This window comes from Bradyrhizobium sp. SZCCT0231, assembly GCF_018130245.1.
GTDB classification, from domain to species: Bacteria; Pseudomonadota; Alphaproteobacteria; order Rhizobiales; family Xanthobacteraceae; genus Bradyrhizobium; species Bradyrhizobium japonicum_F.
Genome location: NZ_JAFCKP010000014.1, coordinates 134,573 through 157,477, shown reverse-complemented (window position 1 = coordinate 157,477; position 22,905 = coordinate 134,573). Strand labels below are relative to the sequence as shown.

13 protein-coding genes are annotated in these 22,905 nt (G+C 55.7%); 6 read left to right on the top strand and 7 right to left on the bottom strand.

The window, feature by feature from the left end; translation table 11 throughout:
- Nucleotides 1-111: 111 nt before the first annotated feature.
- Together JQ566_RS26510 and JQ566_RS26505 are read right to left on the bottom strand one after the other, a co-directional pair.
- On the bottom strand, nucleotides 112-2,313 hold the full coding sequence (locus tag JQ566_RS26510; protein WP_212377868.1) for an ATP-binding protein: 2,202 nt from the start codon (nucleotides 2,311-2,313) through the stop codon (nucleotides 112-114).
- Nucleotides 2,303-3,802 carry a hypothetical protein gene (locus JQ566_RS26505; RefSeq protein ID WP_212377866.1) on the bottom strand — a complete coding sequence of 500 codons (1,500 nt, stop codon included), beginning with the start codon at nucleotides 3,800-3,802 and terminating at the stop codon, nucleotides 2,303-2,305. Before JQ566_RS26505 ends, JQ566_RS26510 begins: the two co-directional genes overlap by 11 nt.
- A 910-nt stretch (nucleotides 3,803-4,712) precedes the next feature.
- On the opposite strand from JQ566_RS26505, the gene JQ566_RS26500 reads away from it, so the two are divergent.
- Nucleotides 4,713-5,291 (top strand): hypothetical protein, encoded by a 579-nt coding sequence (locus tag JQ566_RS26500; protein ID WP_212377864.1) that lies wholly within the window; start codon nucleotides 4,713-4,715, stop codon nucleotides 5,289-5,291.
- 179 nt (nucleotides 5,292-5,470) lie between these two features.
- Here the strand turns inward: JQ566_RS26500 and JQ566_RS26495 are convergent, their stop codons facing one another.
- On the bottom strand, nucleotides 5,471-6,340 hold the full coding sequence (locus tag JQ566_RS26495; RefSeq protein ID WP_212377862.1) for a hypothetical protein: 870 nt from the start codon (nucleotides 6,338-6,340) through the stop codon (nucleotides 5,471-5,473).
- A 53-nt stretch (nucleotides 6,341-6,393) separates the two neighbouring features.
- On the opposite strand from JQ566_RS26495, the gene JQ566_RS26490 reads away from it, so the two are divergent.
- From JQ566_RS26490 to JQ566_RS26480, 3 genes are all read left to right on the top strand, one after another.
- Nucleotides 6,394-14,316: a LamG-like jellyroll fold domain-containing protein gene (locus JQ566_RS26490; RefSeq protein WP_212377860.1), complete on the top strand. Its 7,923-nt coding sequence runs from the start codon at nucleotides 6,394-6,396 to the stop codon at nucleotides 14,314-14,316.
- A gap of 875 nt (nucleotides 14,317-15,191) precedes the next feature.
- Entirely contained in the window at nucleotides 15,192-15,452 is a 261-nt protein-coding gene (locus JQ566_RS26485; protein WP_212377859.1) for a hypothetical protein, read from the top strand.
- Between the two features lie 559 nt (nucleotides 15,453-16,011).
- On the top strand, nucleotides 16,012-16,800 hold the full coding sequence (locus JQ566_RS26480; RefSeq protein ID WP_212377857.1) for a tyrosine-type recombinase/integrase: 789 nt from the start codon (nucleotides 16,012-16,014) through the stop codon (nucleotides 16,798-16,800).
- Here the strand turns inward: JQ566_RS26480 and JQ566_RS26475 are convergent.
- From JQ566_RS26475 to JQ566_RS26465, 3 genes are all read right to left on the bottom strand, one after another.
- Complete coding sequence (locus tag JQ566_RS26475; RefSeq protein ID WP_212377855.1) at nucleotides 16,797-17,708, bottom strand: S-4TM family putative pore-forming effector; 912 nt, start codon at nucleotides 17,706-17,708, stop codon at nucleotides 16,797-16,799. The genes JQ566_RS26480 and JQ566_RS26475 overlap by 4 nt on opposite strands.
- Nucleotides 17,709-17,717: 9 nt before the next feature.
- Nucleotides 17,718-18,581 (bottom strand): SMODS domain-containing nucleotidyltransferase, encoded by an 864-nt coding sequence (locus JQ566_RS26470; protein WP_212377853.1) that lies wholly within the window; start codon nucleotides 18,579-18,581, stop codon nucleotides 17,718-17,720.
- A 154-nt stretch (nucleotides 18,582-18,735) separates the two neighbouring features.
- Nucleotides 18,736-19,614 (bottom strand): CBASS oligonucleotide cyclase, encoded by an 879-nt coding sequence (locus JQ566_RS26465; RefSeq protein ID WP_212377851.1) that lies wholly within the window; start codon nucleotides 19,612-19,614, stop codon nucleotides 18,736-18,738.
- Between the two features lie 686 nt (nucleotides 19,615-20,300).
- Here JQ566_RS26465 and JQ566_RS26460 point away from each other — a divergent pair.
- The gene (locus JQ566_RS26460; RefSeq protein WP_212377849.1) at nucleotides 20,301-20,507 is read left to right on the top strand and encodes a ribbon-helix-helix domain-containing protein; all 207 of its coding nucleotides are present in this window, start codon (nucleotides 20,301-20,303) and stop codon (nucleotides 20,505-20,507) included.
- Between the two features lie 10 nt (nucleotides 20,508-20,517).
- Nucleotides 20,518-21,882: a DNA cytosine methyltransferase gene (locus JQ566_RS26455; protein ID WP_212377847.1), complete on the top strand. Its 1,365-nt coding sequence runs from the start codon at nucleotides 20,518-20,520 to the stop codon at nucleotides 21,880-21,882.
- Here JQ566_RS26455 and JQ566_RS26450 read toward each other — a convergent pair.
- On the bottom strand, nucleotides 21,835-22,896 hold the full coding sequence (locus JQ566_RS26450) for a hypothetical protein (RefSeq protein ID WP_212377845.1): 1,062 nt from the start codon (nucleotides 22,894-22,896) through the stop codon (nucleotides 21,835-21,837). The two genes, JQ566_RS26455 and JQ566_RS26450, sit on opposite strands and share 48 nt — an antisense overlap.
- Between the last annotated feature and the right edge of the window lie 9 nt (nucleotides 22,897-22,905).

Genomic DNA, 22,905 nt, shown 5'->3' with positions numbered 1-22,905 from the left:
AAGAACAGGTTCACAGTGCGCTGCAGCGACGTGGATGAGTCGCCTTGTTACGGCATGCGCGTCGAACGAATTTTGATTTCTCGCAGAGTTGTTACAACTCTCGCCCTGTACTTACTCCATCGGCCACTTCTTCCGTTTCGGTGGCTCCGGTTCGGCTTTCGCCGAAGACGATTCATTCGGCTTCTCTGCCGTTTTGCTCTTCTTCGGCAGCGCCGGCACTGCTTGTGGCGCCGTTGCCGATTTCGGCTCGGCAGGCGGCGCGACAGTTGGCGATGCGGCTACGACTGGCGCGGGAGTTTGCGGTGGCGGCGCAAGCAACGTCGTGTAATGCACCGCATACTTCGCGCGAATGCCATCACGAACCCGGGCGTATTCCGCGTTGCTCATGCGCGCGTTCGCCCCGAAATGCAGAAGCTTGAATTTCAGGGACACAGCGCTTTTCGTCGTGTTGCGCACGTACGCCGCGAATGAGCCTTTCCCCTGCTCGGCAATGAAAGACGGCTCGCACCGCATGTTGCGCGCCAAGGCATATGCGTCCTTGTCGCTCACCCCGCCCGCGAACTTTATGCTCGTATTCGCATACAAACTGTCCAGCGTGTTCTGCGAGAGCTGGGACAGGTATTGGTGCGCCACGATCATCCCAACGTTCTGCTTCCTCGCCTGCTCTAGGATCATGGTGAAGTTTGAGTCGGTCGAGAGGTAATCCTGGCATTCATCTATATAGACGAAGCAGGGCAGCCGCTTGGTGGGATGGATTGTCGCCCGCTCCTGGGCGGCCTGGGCGAGGAGCGCCAGGAGGAAGCGACCAAAGGTCTCCGTCCCCTGCCCCTTGAGCAAGTCCTTGGCGGTATTGATGAGGATGACCTTCCCCGCGTTGATTTCTTCGAACAAGTCCAGCTTCGTCTGCGGATTGGAGAGCATCCGGTCAAAGGTGCGGTTTTCGCAGATGGCGTACAGTCGGGCGACGACCTGCTGCTTGGTCTGCGAGAAAATGGTGGCGTCGAACTGGGAATCGAAGAACTCGCGCGCCCTGCCCTGGAGCTTTTCGAGGTACGGCGCGAACTTCTTGCGACCGCCGGGTTCCATGAGTTCGCGGAAGGTATGTATGGTCGCGTTCGGAATGAGCTGCATTGCCTGAAGCGCAAATCCAAACAGGGTCGACTGACGACTTGTCATGTCGGCACCCAGGAGGCTGGAGAGGATAAACTCCATGACCTCGGAGGCGGTATTGAGCAGGCGTTCGCGATCGAGGAGCGAATACGTATCAAGTCGCTTCAACCCAACGTCAAAGAGGTTCAGTGCGACCGGGTATTCCACGTCGGAGGCGTCCACAAGGACCAGCTTCCCGTCGAGCATTTCGCCGGGAGCGAACACCGGCAGGTGCGCAATGGTGGGAACAAGCGAATTTTGGGAGTCGATAACGACTATTGAAGCTTCTCCGTCCGCAACGCGCTGCAGGTCGTCGATGATGAGGTTCGAGAGCGCGTTGGTCTTGCCGTGACCGGAGCCGCCGACAATCCAGTGGTGCTCAAATCGGGCATGCTGCGGAAGCTCGAACGGAACATTTGTCTTGAAGAGGTCGAGAAACGGCGTGCCGCCCAGGTACGCATCGAGAAGTTCTTCGGGCGGAAGATCCGCGTCTTCGGCGTCCACGAGCGGACGACTGCTCTCGGCGTTCGGGTCTACCTTTGAGACCCGGCACTGGTTCTCGTACAGTCGTTTTTGTAGTGCGGTAAAGAGGCCCGCGTTGATGAGTGGCGTCGTAATAATGGTGCCGATGAGCTTGTCGATAATCTCGCCGGGCTTTGGCAGAAGGGAGACGAGCGGCACACTCAGTGTCGGACTGTCGTCACTCGATATCGGCGGAAGTTCACCGAGGATACCCGCAAACAGGACGCACAGGGTTTCGCAAAGCTGCCCGAACACCCGGTCCTGGTTCGAGAGGAAATGCTGCTTCGCCCGGAGAAAGCGCCGCAGGTCCACCATCTCTTTCATGGACAGGCGCCTGCTTCCGAAGTCTATCTCCGGAAACGACACAAGGGTCGCTTCTTGCTTGATGATGGCCTTTTGGCAGCGGTCGAGCGCTTCGCACAGTGGCTGATACTCTGGAGATTTCGCCGCCTGTTCGATGATCTCGACACAGTGACGGTGGATTCGCTCGACGATGTCCTTGGCGGACCAAGTGGACGCCTCGTGCTCACGCTTCACGTCCCGGTACAGGGCGATGGTCTCGGAGAGGTCGAGCGCGATCTCGTCGGTGAACCGGCGCAAAAAGGGACTGTAAACGGACGGGCGGTTGGGGTCAGAACTCAAGGATTTCCTCCCGCCCGTCGAAGGTAACCGCGGTGTCGATGTATGACCGGAGGTTTTCGCCAGCCTGGACGATTGCCGTCTTCGCTCCGAGCAGTTCGTCCATGTCTTTACACTCGACATGGACTCCGCGCATAAGGCTGTTGATGGTGATCCGAAGTGACATGCTGGCCAGGGCGGTGCTTACACCTGCTCGGGTCAGACGGTAGAGCATTCTCCCCAGGCTCTTCAAAGCGGCACCGCCAGAGCTGCTCTTTTCGTAATCCTTTGTCTGCTCCAAATGCTGCTTCGCTGCTTCTTGGTATTTCTCCCGAGCCGCGCTGTCGTACACAACGCAATCCCCAAGACGGTAACGTTCGATGAGGGCGCACTCCTCCGGTGCGATTTCCATACGCGCATCGAGAACGAAGATTGGCTTGCCAAAGGTACTCAGCCGCTGCGAACGTTTCAGTTTGAGTTGCATCCGAGGTGTTTGACGAACTGCCGGGATTTCTTCATCGGCGACCTGTACCTCAGGCACGACTGCCGGCAGATTTTGCCTTTCGCGAGCCAGTAGAAATGATGGAGGAGGCGGTTCCTCATTTGCTTGATCAGTTGACTGTTTGTTCAAGGTGGGAAGCAGGAATGCCGGCGGTCCCGGTTCGTTGATTGTTTCCGCTTTCGCTGCTGGAGTGGAGGGCGTGTTGGGCTGGCCGCGCTGGATAGATGCTTGCTCCACTTCCCGAGGAACTCTCGCAGGCGGCACTTCTACGCCACTTGATTGCGATTGTGCCTCGATTGCATCCGCGGGATTCGGGGGCTGCGGCTCCGGCTGGGAAACCTCCCGTCGAGCCGACCCGAGCCTTGCGAACAGTACGTCGCGCTCAAGTGCTTTCCCTGCTTGCTGCCATCGGCTGCCTGCCTCAGACGACGTTTGTTGAGCTTTCTCTTCTTCAGCTTTCGTCATGATGGTTGACCGCAATTCATCGAGACCACGAACAATCCAATCGCCGCACACATATCCAAACAATCCGACTGCCATCAAGGAGAGTACGATGAGTACAATCGGTTCAGGCACAGAGGCAATGACCGTGGCAGAGTACTTGAGAGCGCCCCTCAGGACGAGCGCGAAAGTCGCAGCTGGCAAAAGCAAATACCAAGCCTTGTGTTTCTGATACGCGCTCTTGCGATGCCACTGACCGACATACGCTCCCAGAACGAGACTCAGGTAACTCGGCCCAAACAGCCGTATGAAGAACGATGACCTGAAGTCGGCCGGCAGATTTGAGGTCGAACCAGCAATCGTACGCGCGTCATCTAGCCCGATGAAAAGAGCGACACCTCCAAGCAAGACGACGGGCAAATAGTCTCTGCAAATTCCCCGTATCCCGTAGGCGCCGAGCGCCCATATGATCCACACCACACAGAGTGCAGCGCAAACAAGATTGACGAGCTCCAGGCTTATCAAGAAAAAGAATACTTCTAGAACTTCCTCCACGACAACCTCCCCCATGTCGTCGTTCCGGGTCCTTTTCCATCATGCATTCCAGTCGGCCGTTGCGGCGGATCACTGGCCCCTCAAGTGCCCTGCTATGCGTACCGTTCGGCAGGTGCCACTCACGCAACTAGGGGCAGTCGCCAACGTCTGAGCCAAACGCATTGCGCTGATCAAATAAACGCAAAAGAACTGTCAACGATTCGAAGTTCGCTCGACTTCATCATTTTAGTTTCGAGAGATTTTTGCACAGGACATTTCGAACTGGTGCGCACAAACTCGCATCAATATCGGATATCCAAGTCTGAATGGGCAACCTGCCAAAGTCAAAAGGAACAGAGCGATTCGTATAGCTCTACGTCCATGTTCTCCCCTAAAGAAGCGACGATACCTACCTGGCTCAGTAGAGCAGGTAGTGAGGAGCGATTAGGGGGCACCATGATTTTTTGGAGCGAGGCCGCGAGGCCGAGCAATATGGCTGGAAGGCCATATTAAGTCGGGGTTCAGCGGCAGGAAGCGTGGAGGCGTAAGGTACTGTGAATACATTTGAATTTCAGTCGGACCACCACATGCCGCCGCCACATGCCGGATGTAGCGGCATATGTGCTGGCTGACCTTGTGGCCGATGTCGTGCTGGCGACAGTTTGCCTCCCGGTCTATTCTTCCAACCCACGTTATCGAAAAGCCGAACAGCCCCGCGAAAGTGAACATGACAAGCGACGCGAGCGATCTTCTGGTGCCTCACGCGCGGCGGTACACGGTCGGGTTTGTCTTGAACGACCCGCCCGCTCCACGTGTCTTGGGCTCGGGGGTACTTGTTACGATCGGTGAGGTTAGCGGGATACTCACCTGCGCTCATGTTGCAGAAGTTTTCAGGGAACGCACAGAGATTGGCTTGCTGCGCTTTAGCAGAGACGAAACTATTCAAATGCAGAAGCTGATGCTCGGCGGCACGAAGACTTTGTACATAGAGGAAAACGTGGGCGAACCACGCTGGTCGAATCCAGATGCTGTTGACCTCGCCTTCACGCGGCTTCCAGAACGCGATGTCGCGACGTTGAACGCCACATGCGTGTTTCTCAATTGGGATCTGAACTACAAGAAGTTCACAAGCGGCGAGCCAAAGCGTGATGCCCACGTTGATGCGGTGTTCGGCCTGGTGGACGAGTTTTCCGGCGAGCCGGTTCGCGGCGGCGGCTTGGTTACAACTCCGATGCAAGGTGTCTTGACCCCAGGGCATGTTGTAGCCCGGGACAAAGGCGTCATGACGCTGGAGTGTATGGATTACAATGTCCGTCGCCTGCCCCAATCGTTCGGGGGCACAAGCGGAGGTGGCCTTTGGCGCATGTATCTCAACGTCGGGACTGACGGCTCATACGGAGAGGTAGAGACGAGACTTTGCGGTCTTGCATCATTTCAGCGGGACGCAACGCACATCGCATGTCAGGGCATAGAGCGCATTGAGCAGTTCCTGATACCGGCGATACGACAACACTTCGGCACGTAACAGACCGGGTAGCTACCGGGCAGACAATTCACCTATCTCACCGCAAGCCCATATGCGGACGCCTCCGCGAGATATAGGTTCCTGATTTTCGCGGTATCGAGCGCCCGGTCGTATACCCTTGACACCCCCTGCACAGGCAGGGACCAGACAGGTTCTCGACCTTCGCAGCGCGAGGGTTCCTAGATTGAAGCGACGCCTGTTTGAACGGGCAGTTTTGTGACCGTTTCCCGGATCATCTCCGCACCCGGTTGGTCTAGACCGGAATAGTCGGACGGGGCGATCTTGAACTCGTACGTGTGGCTTTCGGCATCGTGACAGACGGTCCACGACTGCGTACCGATTTTGTGCGCACTTTGTCCAGTCGTCGTTCCCAAACCCGTATCCAGTGAGTAGCCCGGATCGAGGTGCCCGGAAGGCGTGTCGTACAAATCGGCGGTATAGGCCATGGGACAGTCAAGTCTCACCGCTTCGCTGCTCGTTGCAATATCGAGCGTCGTTCTGGCTGTCGAAGTAGCAGAACTCGTCGTATCCTGCTCCGTCGTGCTTGATGCTCCGCCGTCGAGCTCGGTGCTGGTTGTGCCGGTATCGCCGGAGAGAATTGGCGTCGACGTGCTCGCACTTTCCGACGCGTCGGAATTGGTGGAAGTTGCGTCCGACACCAACTCCTTGGTTTCATCCGTCGTCGAGCCAGCATCGGCCGTTCCGGGGGCCGAGCTGCTCGCGTCGAGCGTTGCTATTGTCGTATCTGCAGTCACTGTCGAGAGATCAACGGTCGCAATTGTCGCATCTGTCGAAGTCGATGTCGTGACTGCATCCGAGCTCGTTGTGTCTGCGAGGGCCGTTCCCATGCTCATAGCCGCGATCATCACGCCGATTGCAATGCTCCATCGTTCGCCGTTGCGGTGACCAAGAACGCGCATACCCATTTGGGGGTAGTGTATCATCGAACGGTGTGACACCTCGATCGTGGTGTTGATAACTGCGGCACGCGAGAACCGGCGCGCGCTTTGCGCTGTCCACACTACCGCTAACTCGGACGGAATGAGCATGATACGCTGATGGCAATAAGTCTCATGACGACTATCCACGTCTCACTCTCTCCATGGGGTCGCACACATACACAAGCTCAAACGTTTCCCTTCCTAAACTGACCGGCGCGCTTGCAATCTTCTGCATTACAATCCTTTCCCCTGTTGGTCCCGCATTCGCAACAACCCCGCCGCCGCCGACCGCGTCCGGGCAAGCGGTTTTCACCTCAGAGTCAACGGCCGCAAGGGTCGACGGGGCGACCGGTGCCTTCACTCAACATATTCCGATCGATATTCCGCCCGGTCGCAATGGGCTACAACCATCATTGTCATTGGACTACAACAGTCAGAACACCGACCAAGATAGTATCGTTGGCTATGGCTGGTCGCTCTCAATTCCATATATCCAGCGGCTCAACAAAACCGGCTCGCAGGATATGTACGGTCCGAATGCGTACTTCGCCTCATCGCTCGACGGCGAGCTTGCTCCTCTTTCAACCAGCACCAGTTCGACCGTCAGCACGTCATCAGTCGCGGCCAGCCTCGTCTCATACTGGAAACTGGACGAGTCGAGCGGAAATGCGTCCGACAGTGCCGGATCGAATGCGCTCACGCCGCAAGGCTCTGCGACATATGCAACCGGCAAGATCAACAATGCCGGGAGTACCGCGCACAGCGGAAGCGCGGGTTACTTCCTCAAGACTTCGCCGAGTGGCCTTTATCCTACCGGCGATTTCACCGTGCAAGCTTGGCTCAATCCGGCATCGAACATTACGAGTTACTCCTCCGGTTCCTTGTTCGGCATCCTCGGCGTCTCGGGACAGCAGTACCGGTTCTGGTGGCGCAACGTGGGAGGAGTAGCGACACTGGTGGGCGCGCCGGGAAGCGGCAGCCTCTCGGTCGCTCAATCCTTCACCCCGGGCACGTGGTACCACTTCGTCGCCGTCTACACCGCTTCGTCTGGAAAGCTTGAATTTTTCATCAACGGAACCTCGATTGGAAGCTCGACCGGCAACTCCGTGGGCACCCCGTCCGGCGACTTCTTCGTCGGCAATAACTTCAACAGCGAGATTGGAAACGACTGGGACGGCAAGATCGACGAGGTGGCGGTGTGGAACCGAGCACTGTCGCCTACCGAAATTTCCCAGCTCTACAACGGCGGTAGCGGCCTCGCATATCCGCTGTCGGTAACATCAACGACGACAAACTCGCAGATAAGCACGTATGGTGCCCGCATTGATGACGGATCGTTCCACTCATACACGTACGCAACGTCCACAAACTCCTGGACGATGTACGACAAGAACGGCACGCGCTATCTCTTTGGCGCGAGCAGCCAGAGTGAGCAGAGCGCAACAACGAGCCCGAGCAATGTCTATAAGTGGATGCTCGAAGAGGTGCGCGACACCAACGGCAACTACATAAAGTATACGTACCACAAAGACGGCAACCAGATTTTTCCGTATCAGATCATATACACCGGCAATGGATCGACAGATGGACCGGCAACAATAACCATCGCGACGTCAACGCGCAGCGATGTCGTTACGAGTTACAGACCCGGCTTCGCGGAAACAACTAGCTATCGCATATCGTCGATCACCGCCGCATTCAACGGCAGCAACGTTCGGCAATACAATCTTTCTTACACGGTCGGAAACAACGGAACGCGTTCCTTGCTTTCGTCGGTCCAAGAGACGGGTTGGAACGACGCCGGGACGCAGACTACTTTGCCGCCGACACTCTTCGGATACGACAGCACCACAACTCCGTTCTACACGCCGGGGCCGAGCGGAGGCGGTGGAGGCGGAGTAATAACGAGCCCCGCACAAGTCGTCACCGACGTGAACGGCAACGGGATCAATGACACGACCGTTTTCTATGTAGATAGTTTTGGTCAGGCGCACGGGACCGTCCTTGCGGACGGTGCGAGTCCTCCATCTGTATGGACGGCTAACGTCAGTGCCGCACCTGACTATTGGTCCTCCGGCGTTTCCAGTGCAAGTTGCCCGAATGGGCCACCTGCACTCATATACGAACGCGGCGTCCGCTTTCTCGACATAAATGGAGACGGAAAGGCCGACGTAGTCACCAGTTTTCACAATTACACGACAGGTGCTGATACAACCGGACTGTACCTCAACACGTATGCGACCTCGACCGGCTATGGCTGGACAAGCATGGCCACCGGCACAATCCCAACCTTCGGCGAGGACGGGTCAGGTAGTATTCACGGCCTGACAGCCGGCATCTTTGGTGACGTCAACGGCACGGGATTGCCCTCCTTCGAGCAATCGGTGACCAGCTATTTCAGCCCCACGGCATACCTGGCGAACGGGTCGGGATGGAATGCCGGCACGACGACGATTTTCGCTCCAGCGCAAAGTTTCCCCACGTCCGTCGAATCAACTCCTACCAACTCCCAGCTGCTCGACGTCAATGGTGATGGCCTAGCCGACTGGGTATATTCGGATGCTAACAAAACGTACGCGCTTCTGAACAATGGCAGGGGCTGGAACACAACAGCCGATCCCGCTTGGACCATCTCCACCTCGACACTCTTCGCCTTCACCAATCTCGGAGTGACTTCATACTACGACCGTGGCATTCGCTTCTTTGACGTGAACGGCGACGGCCTACCTGACATGATCCACTCGTATAGCGGCAGTGGATCGGCCGCAGAGCTTGCCACGTACAGTCAAGCCTTCCTCAACACAGGTCACGGATGGGCGACATCAACCGCGTACACGTTCCCCGCAACGATCACAACGTCATCGAGTAGCGGCAATTTCTGCAACGACGAATATGAAAACTGGACCGGCAACGGCCAGATGGACCAAGACGCCCTTTCAACCGTCACGTTACCCAAAGGCGGCAGTACGACTGTTACATACGGATACACCGCACAATCCAGCAAAAACCCCCAGCTGCCGTATTCCTTGCTCACGGTAACAAAGCTCATCAACCACGACGGCCGTGGCAGCAACGAAGAGACCGACTATTCCTACTCTGGCGGTCTGCAATACCTGCCAACAAATGTGTTTGATCGCAAATTCGGCGGATTCGCATCGACCACTGAATCACGCTCGGATCGTACCGTCGTCACGTACTTTAATCAGGGCGACGCCACCACGACATCACTGGGCGAGCAAAGCGACGGGTTCGCGCAAATCAATCATCCGTTTCGCAAGGAGACTTTCACCCCTGCTGGTACGGCCGTCCAAAAGTTTCTATACCGCTGGGACGCGTACCCACACGCGAGCAGCACCTTCGTGGCGCTCGGAAGACAATTGGAGTTTGACTACGCAAGCGATGGAAGTCATCGGGATAAGGATACGGATTATAAATACTCTTCCACGACGGACGACCTCATCGAGACTGACAACTACGGTGAAGTGACGGGGAACTCCGATGGGACATTCACCGACGTCTCTGGTGATTCACGAACGACACTTATCACGTATGCCGCGAGCAGCTCGGTCAATCTGAGTGTCCCGACGAAAAAGACGGTGCTCAACAACACTGGTGCGACGACCACCGACACGAAGCTGTATTACGACACCCTACCGTTCGGCTCGATTGGCGCGGGCAATCAGACACGTCAGGAGGATTGGGTTTCCGGTACGCACTATGCATCTTCAACCAAGTCGTACAACTCGTACGGATTGGTCACCCAGTCTACCGATCGCAACGGCAACGCCACCACCTACAGCTACGACTCATTCAATCTCTATCCTGCAACTTCGACGAACACACTCTCACAATCGACGGGATATGCGTACAACTATTCCAACGGCAAACCGAAACAATCAACCGACCCCAACGGCGCAATTGCAAAGACACTGTTTGATGGCGTCGGTCGCATAACCGAGATTGATCAATCCGATGTCGCGAATCCATCGTCTCTCGTAACAAAATCCACGTTCCAATTTACCGACAGCACGACCACCCCACCGTCCGTGCACGAAAGCGACTACCTCACGTCCGCAACGACCACCGACACGTTCGACTATTACGATGGCCTTTCTCGCCTCATCCAGGAGCGCAAATCGTCAGAGAACAGCGGTACGTATACGACTACGGATTCAACGTACAGCACAGCGGGTCTTCTCGCGTCACAAAGTCTTCCCTACTTCTCCTCGGGAAGCAGCAACACCTCCGCAACATCGACGCGCACACTGTACGCAACGTACACATACGATCCCCTCGGGCGCAAGACAATGATCGGAACGGCGGTCGGCACCACGACCAATGCATATGCCAAGTGGAGTACGACGACGACCGATCCCAATGGGAACGTCAAGGATTACACAACTGATGCATACGGCAACCTCGCGCAGGTCGTCGAACATATCTCACCGTCTAACGCCACGACGAACTACCTCTATGATGCCGCCAACAATCTGATCAAGATTACCGATGCGCTCGGTAATATCCGCAACTTCACCTATGACGGCATTAGCAATCGTCTTTCGGCGGAGGACCTTCATGCTTCCGGCGCCGGCTCCTTTGGCACCTGGTCATATTCATACGACGATCAGGGCAACGAGATTTCGCGGACTGACCCGAAGAGCCAGACGACCACGCATACGTACGACGCCCTGAATCGACCCTTGACCGAGAGCTGGACGGGGCACGGGACGCAGGTGACCAACACATATGATTCCTGCCAGAACGGCATCGGCCGTCTATGCAGTGCCTCATCGACCGCCGCCCTCAGTTCCTCTGCATACGATGTGCTCGGCCGGACAACAGGGGCGACGACGACGATTGGCGGGGTCGCCTACGACCTTTCATCCGCGTACGACCGCCAAGGGAACGTCACGAGCGTGACCAACGCAAACGGCTCTCAGCTCAGCTACGGATACAACCTTGCCGGGCTCGTGAACGGAGTGAGTCGAACGAACGCCGGTACGACGACCCGCATGGCGTCTTTGCTAAACTACGCAGCAACGAACCAGCTGGGCTTAATCGCATTCGCTTCGGGCGCATCGACGACGTATTCATACAATCCAGCGGCTCTGTACCGACTTTCGGAGATTCTTACGCAGAGTCCGGCCTCAACCACGACGTACCCGATATCATCGACACTCACGAGCAGCCTTGCCTCATATTGGAAATTCGACGAATCAAGCGGACACGCGTCGGATAGCGTGGGCTCAAACTCGCTCTCCCCTCAGGGAGGCGGGTATGTGGCTGGCAAACTCAACAACGCAGGGAGCTTTGGCCACACGAACGGGTACTTCCTAAAATCCTCTCCAAGCGGCTTGTATCCAACGGGCGACTTCACCGTGCAGGCGTGGCTCAATCCGAGCTCCCAAGTGACGAGCTATTCGTCCGGATCAATCTTCGGCATCTTTGGCGTTTCGGGACAACAATATCGGTTGTGGTGGCGCAACATAGGGGGGACCCCGAAGCTTGAAGCTGCGCTTGGAAGCGGAAGCTTGTCGGTCGCCCAGTCATTCACAACCGGCACGTGGTATCACTTCGTCGCCGTGTACACAGCTGCGACAGGAAAGATAGAGTTCTTCGTCAACGGCGCCTCCGTTGGAAGCTCAAGTGGAAATTCAGTTGGAACGCCATCCGGAGATTTCTTCGTCGGTAACAACACCAACAGCGAAATCGGCAACGACTGGGACGGTAAACTTGACGAAGTAGCAGTTTGGAACCGGGCGTTGTCGTCCGTCGACATCTCTCAACTCTACAACGCTGGTGCCGGCCAGCAGTATCCGTTCTCGGCAGGGTCCGCCACCACCACACGGAACGTGAAGCTCCAGGATTTGAGCTACGGGTACGACGCCGCCGGCAACATTGTGTCGCGTGCCGACAACTCGGATACAGCGTTGGGCCAACAGATTACGTACGCGTACGACGCGTTCAACCGCCTCACCTCCGCGTCCTCAACCGGCGGATATCTTCCTTCGTACAACCAGACCTACGCATACGATTTGCTCGGCAATATGACAACCGGCCCCGCTGGCACGTACACCTACGGCGGCGGAAGCGGCGCAAATCCCGACGCAGTCACGCAAACCGTCCTGACTACCGGCGCCTCCGCTCCAACCATTGCATACGACAACAGCACGCTCTCTGGCATTGGCGTCCCGGCTTCTTCCCTCACCTTCTCGCATACGACCAACAACAATACGAATGGCTTGATTGTTATCGCGGTTGCGGAAGCGACAACGACCCCGTGCACGAGTGATACCGTGACCGGCGTTACCGACAACGGCTCTGCCCTCTCAGACTTCGGATACTATGTTCGCAACACGACCACGATCGGCGGCGCTCTGAAGACCTACTACGGCTTCGCTCCTGCGCAAGGCACGCACAATATAGTGGTGTCTGCGAGCGCATCGTGCATCCTGTATGCCGTCGCAAGCACCTACACCGGCGTGAAGCAGAGCGGCGTGCCGGACGCCTCCGGCAGCGGAAATCCGCTCAGCGATAGCGGGGCTGTGTCGCTCTTCCAGGCGACCACGACAACATCTGGAATCAACTCATGGGGCGTCTTGGTCGGCGTGCCGTCCATCTCCGGGACGGCAACGGCGGGCTCGAACACCACGATCCGTCAGCAACAGTCCGGGAAGCTGTATTACGCGGACAGCAACGGCCCCGTCTCCCCTGCCGGGTCGATCGGGCTCAACTGGACAATACCTGGGACCAGCCATTGGCTCGCGAATTATTTCAGCATTCCGGCGTTCGCATCAAACCCCGGCAGCAGCGCAACCACAACGTACACATACGATCTGAATGGCAACGTGACTGCGGTCGGTACTTCCACGACCTACTCGTATGATTACGCAAACAGAATGGTTCAATCTGTTGTGGGCGGCGTGACGACGAATTACGGATATGACGCGTTCGGCAGTCGCGTCTCACAGATAAGTGGCAGCACCTCGACGTTCTACCCCAACAAGTTCTATAGCCTCACCACAACGACCGGCGCGACCACGACGGCAACCAGTACCGAATATGCGTTTGCTGGGGATACGCTGCTAGCAACTGTGGACCAACGGATCATTGGTGGGACTGCCACCGGCACGCCGATCTTGCATTTCATTCATCCCGACAATCTCGGTTCGACCGGTGTGATTTCCGATGCATCGGGCACGGCTTCGGAACTTTTGGACTATTACCCCTACGGGGCGACGCGCGTAGACACGAACACGGCGGGCGTCTCGGAGGGACGAAAGTTCATCGGGCAGTTCAGCGAACAAAGCGGTCTAAGCTATCTGAATGCCAGGTACTATGATTCGCAGCGTGGACAGTTCCTCTCGCAAGACCCCGTTTTCCTTAGTTCAAGCCAACTTCTGAGAGACCCGCAGTCGTTGAATGCCTATTCGTATTCCGACGGTAACCCGATCACTAAGAGCGATCCGAACGGGAAGCAGGCCGCAGCTGCAATTTCCTATGGGACTGGATACTTCCTTGGTTCCGAATCTGGACCATTCGACGCCATCGTAGGCACCGCTATAGGAACGGCACTTTTTACGGGATACACAGCCTATTCAAATAGCGCGGACGGAGCGCCTGGATTTGGCCCATTGCAAGAAATGGTACAGCAAAACGCGTATCGCAGTGATTTGCCTGAAGGCCCAATTACTCCACCGCCCAGCTGGGGAACAGTCGGAAAAATAATTCTAGCTAGCAGCCTCATTTCTGAAGCTGGTTGCACATTGCTGAACTGTGATTTGGATGGGGGTACGCAAGCGACCGTGCACCAGTCGGGAATTGGTTCAGCGTTAGCAACGCCGACGATGGTAAATAATCTCTATTCACCTACAGTTAGTGGAGTGTGCGGCTCTTCATGCGGCAATTCTTCACACGCAGTAATGCCTCAAACGTCTTATGCGACGCACAGTAGCGGAACCTACTCGAACGCCGGAACTACTTATTCATCGAAGGCGGGACAAGGCGGGTCTACACCGGTCACGTACCCAGGTGGTACAATATTTCCTGTAGCCCCTGAATTACACGCGATAGTTCCGCATTAAAAACAGTTATATATGCTAGGAATACCAACAGTTGCCTTCGTTATCTATGTAGCGGCCTTCCTAAGTGGCATCTCGGTCGCAGTTTACGGGTATTGTCAGTGGAGGTGGTACGGCAAGAAGAGAGAGCTGGCTTGGGGCATTTTAGGTAGTTACACGGTCTTAATTGTCATATGGGGGGTATCCGTTAGAGAGTTAATCCTTTCTGGGATAGGTGATGCGGCTCTTTTGGAGTTATCGCGTAACGCGTTAGTTGTTTTGGCAATATTTGGTCTCGTAGCCATATTAGCAATAAAAGATCGCACTAAGAAGTAAGCCGTATTTACGGGATAGGTTTACGCCAAGCGGCGCGGTAGTGAATTGGGGCGGACAGCTGGTCGCTGCGCCACCAAATAAGTAGAGCAAATTATTTGTCACTAACAATAACCACTACTTATGGACACCATCGTTTCCTACCTCGTCACTTACTGGCAACCACTTTCGGGGCTGTTGATCGGGGCGCTCCTAGTTGCGATATACATGAATCTCTACACGAATCGAAGGCGGAATATTATTCCGTGGATCTCATCGCGCCTCTTTCGAAACCAATTGATGAGCGAAAGATCAGCGGAGGGCTTATTCGACGTCGCCACTAGCTTCCTTTTAATGGTAGGCGGTCTCTGGCTCCTTCTCGCGATCTATTACCTTACGAATGGACGAGTCGATTGAATGAGAGCGACGCGTCGACGGTAGACGTTTTTTCTCATCCGAAAGAACGTCACCACACGTGCCGACGGTTGACGGTCACTCAACGCAATGACAAGACACCACCTGCGGCTATGCTCGTCCTTTCCGAAGAGTGTGAGGCGATCGGGAGCGTCCCGCTTCGAGGCGAGCACATGGCCATCGCACAGGAGCGTCTTGATCGCTCGGTAGTCCGCAGACAGGACATCAGCGTGCTTTTCTCCGATCTTGGCGGCGACGGGAGCCGTCAAGACCAGCAGGCGATGCTTCGGGGACAGCCGCCGGAGGCGTTCGGGAAGGACCGCAACCGGGAAGAAATCATCTGGGACAGCCAGGAACGCCTTGAACTCCGTGCTCGCGAGCAGAACTTCAATGTCATGTTCGTCGAGCTCGATGTTGCTTGCAGCGGCGTGTGACCGACTCTGCGTCACCTCTGCGCAGGAAGGGAGACGCAAGGGCTCTCTCGATTGAATTACTTGAGAGGCTTGCACGCTCTTCGCACCCAATTTGGGTTGTTGTAGTCGTGGCAGACTTGATTTCCTTCAATCTGCCACGTACCGCCGGACGACGTTCCGTTCGCCGAGCGGGCCGCGATGGTCCCATCGCCGTGATAGGTCACCCAGAACGGGCGTCCCCTATCGTCGGTGTATGTTCGAGTTTTACCGACTAGTGGTCGCTCTGCGTTGACTGCGATCATCACGGGCCGCTGTTCATTCGGACTGTGGTGACGCATCGGACCGCACTGAGTGGCGCAATCGGTGCCGGTCGTATTGCACTGGAGGCAGCTGTCGACTGCACCGATGGCGCGAGCGCTCGGAACTGACGCCATTGTGATCGCCACCACTGCGGCGACGATCGATTTGCGGAGGCTATGGCCTCCAGCACTTGCGTGGGACAAGGGGATGAGATCGGGAATGTACATTGCGTTGCCCCTCAGTAGGTTGGCCGAGACAATTCTCGGTCCTGGGCAATGCGATGCGTTACACTATAGCCAATAGTGTTTCAGCTTTGGATTTTTCCAAGGCATTACGCGCAAAATATGACTCTGATTTCCGTAGCTTATCGCAACACTCCTCGAAAGATCGCGCTGCTGGTGCGTTTTTCTGTTGCAACACTATTGGCTATTCTGTTTCAGCGGCGGAGGAACGTCTTGAATACGAATTGCGTAAGCGGAGTCCCCTCTCTGGTATGAGCCTCCATGACAAGTCCGGTGCCAGGAAATATCTCACCGCGGTGGAGCTTCGACGATTCATCCGCACAGCGAAAGCGGCTCCGCCGGATGTCCACCTTTTCTGCGTTCTCTTGGCCGCAACTGGTGGTCGCCTGTCAGAGGTCTTAGCACTTACGCCGTCGAGCTTTGACCTCGACAGTAGCTCGGTAACGATTGAGACTCTCAAACAACGTAAAGACGGGAAGTTTAGACAGATACCGCTGCCACGACCGCTCGTCGGTCAATTGAAGCAGCGATACCGTATTCGCATCCGACAGCTGGACCCAGCGCTTGCTGGCATGAAAATCTGGGGTTGGAGCCGCACCACTGCCTGGCGAAAGGTGAAATCCGTCATGGCAGCCTCGGGAATATATGGAACGCCTGCAATGCCCAAAGGCCTCCGACATGCCTTCGGCGTCGGCGCCTTCCAGGCGAACGTCCCGCCGCACCTCGTGCAACGATGGCTCGGGCATGCATCGTTGAAGACGACCGCGATCTATGGCGATGTCATTGGACCGGAAGAGCGCGCTTTCGCCGCGCGCATGTGGCGCTAGGTTGCCAAAGTGTTGACAGTGATCTCCCTGATCAATTCCTCTGCCCCTTTATTCATACTTTGCTCAAGCGTGTTACGGCGCAAGTTATAGATCCAGCTGAAAATAAGTGGGCTGCTGCTGCGACGCTCGAAAATGCCATCCTGGAATTGTCTCGATTGACGCGTGCATTCTTCTTCCGCGCAGGCCCCGGAACGTCCGCGCTCCCACAGCGCCTCGGCGGCATGTCGAAGCCCGTCGAGAGAGTCCGCCGTATCTCTCTGTCGAAAATGCTCGCGAAGTCCCCATATGATAATCGGCGATGCGGGAGCAAGCACACTCACCACAAATGATTCGACTGTCAATCCAGTATAGATTGCGATTCCCAATAGTAAGAACGTTAATGCGATTGTGAGGGCCAGTGCCCATCCAGCATATTGCCGCCGGAGCTTTCCATCGTACCAGAGATTGGTCCGCTGACAGATAATTCGTGCGAGATGCAACGGAACCGTACCTACGATCTGCGGATACCAATCCAACAACTTTGGATCTGGATGATGAGGATCGAAGCTGGTTGAGAGTTGATGGATAGTCTCATATTCTTCGCGACGTCCGGCCGTAAATTCATCCCAGGGAAGGCTGAGGACCGCGCAATCGAATTGTTCCTGCAGACGCGCCGCCTGACTTCGAATCTTCTTTTGCCATCGGTCAAAGATCGTTGGGTCAAGCACTGCGATGACTAGCGATACTAACGCAACGTACGGCTTCAACGCAGTGAGCCAAATCGACAAGATCGAGCCAAGGATAGGGATGGCGAGGGTCAAGATCAATTGAGCAGATAAAATCCGCTTACCAGTCGTATATAGGTTTCGCCTAGCCCAAAGCAGGCGCTGCTGCGGTTCCTGGTTCTGAACTTCGGGAATGTTATTCATGTAAATTGCTTATCCGTAGGTTGGAAAGTCGCTGCCGAAAACCTGTCTCCATAAACGGATGCCATTCTGGTGGTCATTGTTCGCGCCATAAGTAGCGTACCACGCCTCGCGACTCGTCGAAATCGCGTTATCGAAGCGCTTCAACGCTTCCTGCCGATCTGTATAGGATAGATATGCATCGGCATAGCTGCGATCGTACCAGAGCGAATTGGCAACCAGGGCTCGTGCATTCTCAAAAAACCTAAACATTTGCCATGGCGTTTCGTCGAGATTTCCCTCCAAGCAGCGGAGCGCCAGTACCTCGATATGATACCCGGTTAGATACTCGCTATGTGCTGCGTTCCAGGCCTTGGCCATTTTGATGATGCGACGAAAATTGGCTCCGCACGACGACGACTTGTTTTCGATGGCATCCGCAAATTCCTTGGGGCGAGATTCAATCCACGTCTCGCTGTTTGAGTCGGGCACGGTGAAATGAGTAACGGTGCCATTCCCATCGACAAAACGTGCAACTGGCACGATGTCCACATTGGGCCACGTATCATAATAGAGTGTGACCGCTTGGCCATTCTTTCTGGCGCCGGTGCGGTATCCCGCGAGGCTATCTCGGACGGATTGCAAGACCGCCGACGGCGTTCTGTTTTGAATATGCTTGCCGTAGTGAAGAACGACCATTACGTCCAAATCCGATCGGGTCCTGAGGGCCGTGAACTTGGGAATCGATCCCATCGAGAACGCGTCAAGTATCGTAAAGTGATTGCTGAGGAGCTGCACAAGGCGATCACGCCGCGCATTCGCTGTCTCGCGATGGTCACCACCGAGATTGATTGCGTCGTAGAATGTGTTGAAAGCAGAAGTGACGGTATAAGCCATTAGACAATTCTAGCATTCCCTCCTTCATCTCCGGCGATGCGTCGCCCTTTTGACAGCTTTGCCAGAACGGCACTCACCCTTTCCAGCGTCTTCTCGGCGACAAGAAGCGGACGGAAGTATCGCTCACCAACTGGTGTCAGACTTTTCAGTTTCTTCAGCCATATGCGGGAAAATACCCTCCGAAATTCTTTATCCACATCTCAACTGCGTCGCCTATCCTGCCGTTCGCGGCATACTGTTCGGCCTTTATGGCCCTGTCATAGGCCAACTGAAATCTGCGTACTGCCTCCTCTACATCTGCTCCAGTAATATAGCGCCCCACATCGTCCCCATAACCGGCAGGATCAACATTTTGCTTCTTGATGAGATCTATTCCTTTCTCAAAATAGTACCTCGCGCCCGACGAGAAATTGGAAATTGTGACGTTATTTAGGATCTGCAAAGCTAAGACCTCAAGATGAAACGACCGAAAGTATGCACTGTGGCTTCTGTTCCACGCTTTGATCATTTTGATTAGCGGGACGAGGTCTCCATTGTGAGCTTCGTTCGCCGCCGACATTAGCTCCACGTGTTTCTTCGGATCAGTAGGTAGCCAAGTCTTCGTGATTGAATTCGGTATCAGAAATCCCCCACCTTCCCGGTAAAACCCCGGGACTACATCAACCATGAAATCACTGAAGCGGATCGTGACAGCTTGACCATTGCGGCTGATTGCAGGCGTCGTGGTATACGTCTTAAGCAGTGTTCGCTTAACGAGATCGAGCAACCCGCCCTGTCCGCCATTTTGCCCATTGTAATTGTGGTAATACTTCGCATCGAGCACGACAAAGATATCAATGTCGGCCTCCTTAAGGGGCGCGATCATCGTCGAGCGGGAGTATGATCCGGTCAGAAAGCTGTCGAGGACGGTCATTCCGTCTTCTACGACTTTCCTCACATTGGTCTGCCGCGTTGATACCGTCGTAGCTTGGAGGTCGGAGATTTCTAAATTCGATCTAAATTTCTCAAATGAGGATTGTATCGTGGTTGCCATGACGAATACCGATAGGCCTAAATCGGCTTAGGCCGGTAAGTGTACTCTAACGCTTTTTGGTTGTGGAGTCGCGAACCACAACATAAACGTTCGGCCAGTCGGAAAACCTAAAATGCGCGATTCGGCCTAACAAGCGATTCCAATGGAGTCGCGGACACTTTTTCCGCTTGGTCTGCTCATTTCAAGCCGCACTGCGGTTATGCACGGCCAACTGTTTGAACTCATCGCGCAAGTCGGCCCACGACTGTAGGAGCTTGACACGCTCCGGCCAATACGTCGCGCGATGTAGGCGCGGCGGATTTCATTCTCGTCTTGATGCGCGAGCGCCGCTTCAATCATATCTGGTTGGAAACCACGCTCGTTGAGGATCGTGCTCGCGGCAGACCAAAGCGGGCAGTTATTTTCACAAGCCCCCACGTTCCTGGCGGACAGCGACCCGACCCCTCACGCCATACTGCGACAAAGAGGGCCCCTCCCAGACCCATGGGACTGCAATCGACCGCGCGACTGTTGGGTTATCGAACGCCGATTTGACAGGAGCCAAGTGTTCACTATATGTTCTATTGCGTTCAAATTTTGGAGGTGTTTCGGGATCGCAGGCTTTAAAAAGCTGGGGTTCGTTCAGGAATTGTTTTGAATTGCATAGCGACGATATGCATCATCACGCTGCAATGTGATGCATTTCGATGAACAAGCTGGCCCTCCCGAAGAAGCCCCGCACGACTGCCACGCTGACGGCAGAACAAGGCCGCCTGCTCCGGCTCATGGCCGAGCGGCAGAAGGTCTCTGTGTCTTGGCTGATTCGGCACGCGGTAGAGCGGCTGATTGAAGAAGAGAGTAAGGGCCTTCAGCTGCCCTTGGATATGCCTGTGCGCGGCATGAAGAAAGATTGAGGCCGGGACGATGTCCGAGACCGTATCCCGCACCCATCAAGACGCACTGTTCTGCCTTGATCTTTTCTCCGGCGCCGGGGGCTTTTCCGAGGGCTTCCGGCAGGCGGGTTTTCATACCGTCGCCGCTACCGACATAGACCCCTCAGCAGGCGCGACGTACGATCTCAACCATCGCAAGCACGGCACCGCGTTCATCCTTGGCGATATCTCTCGCCGCGAAGTTCGGGAAGAAATATTTGCCGCAGTCGGCACGCAGGAACTCGACGTAATCATCGGCGGGCCGCCGTGCCAAGGCTTCTCACAGGTTCGCAATCACGCCCGGCTTATCGAGCATCCATTAAACCGGCTTTACCGGGATTACGTTTCCGTCATCGGCAAACTTCGGCCGCGTACGTTCGTCATGGAAAATGTACCTGGTCTCGAAAACCTCGCCGGAGGATTGGTCCGCGCTCAAATTCTTGAGGATCTTACGCTTGACGGTGAATACCGCGTCGAATGCAGGGTGCTGGATGCGGCTGCGTTTGGCGTACCGCAGAATAGGCTGCGAATTCTTTTCATTGGCGTGCGCCGTGATCTTGGGATTGCACCTCGCTTCCCGGAGAGCCCTTTTTCGAACTCGATTCCCATTCTCGACCGGAAAGCATCCGGAAGCCGCTGGTCGTATCGCCACCGGAAGTCTCCCGAGACTGTGCGCTCGTTGGCGAAATTGCTCGATCCCGCATCCGTCGCACTTGTGACCGTCGAGCAGGCGATCGGTGATCTCACATGGTTGCGCCCTAACGCTAAGCTTGTGCGAAAGCCTTCGAATGATCCGATTGAGTATGAAGCTGCGCCAACCTCGGCGTATCAACGGGCACGCCGCGGTAAAGCAAAAGAACTCTTCAACGCGGATGTTCCCTCAATACGGGAAGATACGGTCAAGCGTTTGCGCAGCATTCCCCAAGGTGGAAACTTCCGCGATCTCCCTGAAGAGCTTGCGGCCCGCTATCTCTCCGGGAAAAAATGGGGACCGGAACTCGGCCGCGAGACCTTGAGCCGAAAGTACTTCTTCGCGTACCGGAAACTCCACCCAGCCTATTTCAGCTGGACGCTCAACACGAAAGCGGATTGCGTTTTTCACTATGGCACACCGCGCGCACTCACCGTTCGCGAGTTTGCGCGATTGCATTCGTTTGACGACACGTATCACTTCCTGGCGGGCGACCGCCACAGCCGTTACCGCCAAATCGGCAATGCTGTTCCCCCACTCTTTGCCCAAGCGATTGGCCGCACGATTTCAGCTATCTTGAGCGATGCTGATAAACTCGCGGCATCCCACTCCCGGCAATTAGAGCTCCCCATACCGGCCCCGCATGTCGGTGAGAAAGTCGGATAGCGACTGGAGCTTGCCGGTTCCAACCCACGGCTCAAGCTCCTTGAACCGCTCGCCGTGCGTTTCTCGAAGAAGCGGTAAGCATACGTGATACATGTTGTGAAAAATGTATCCGCCCTCGCTACCAGGCATGGCTTTCGCCACGTTCTTAAGGCGCGCAATATCGAATTCATTTGTAATCAGCGCATATGTCAATTCCGTATCTTGCACCTTATTCCTTTGGAATGAGGCGTATTCCGATTGAAATTGCGTCTCGCGATCTTGCCGCATCGACCATTTCGCTGTTGCGATGACGTGCGTTACTTTTCCCTCCACAATCGCGACATCTGGATGAGGTTCGCGTTTGCGCTTCTCACCCTTTTGCGGGGGTGGCGCACGCCGGAATCCCGGCAGTTTTGAGACCGGTTGCCGGAGCGCAAGTTTCTCAATGGGGACTTTAGACACGCGCTGCAGAAGGATCAGCAGCAGATCCTCTAGCCCTTCGCCAAGCGCATTTTTCCGCTTATTCCCGATCGTGAAGAAGTCGCGGCTCAGCACTTCTATTTTCCGAGAGACTGCGAGGGCTTTGTCGTCCGCAAGGCCCTCCCCGCGCAGCACCCCTTGGACGGCCGAGATCAACTCGGATTCAGTTTCGCTGTCTATCGGCTCCTCGGCCTGCCGCCGCTTCAACTCGGCGACGCATCCTTTGAAAAGAATATCGATTAAGTCGGGCAGTTCTTTCGGTGTAATCTTCCACCGCTCGCAAAGCAGCTCGGTAAAGCGGACGGCGCGGCTGTGGAAGACACCGCCAGGCTGCATGTGATTGGAATCGTAGATGTGCGCGAGACCCGCACCGACGTTCATCCACAAAAGGCACCGGTACACGTGCTCCCACGCGTTCGATTCGGTGACTTCGCCCGCCTCGGCAAAATAGCCCTCCAGCACACGCATACGCGTGCCCTGCCCAAACGGTGTATCTTGCGCCATCAGGTCCGGTCCCTGCGCCCAATGCCCGCGAATCAGCGGGACCTTTTTCACTTGAGTACC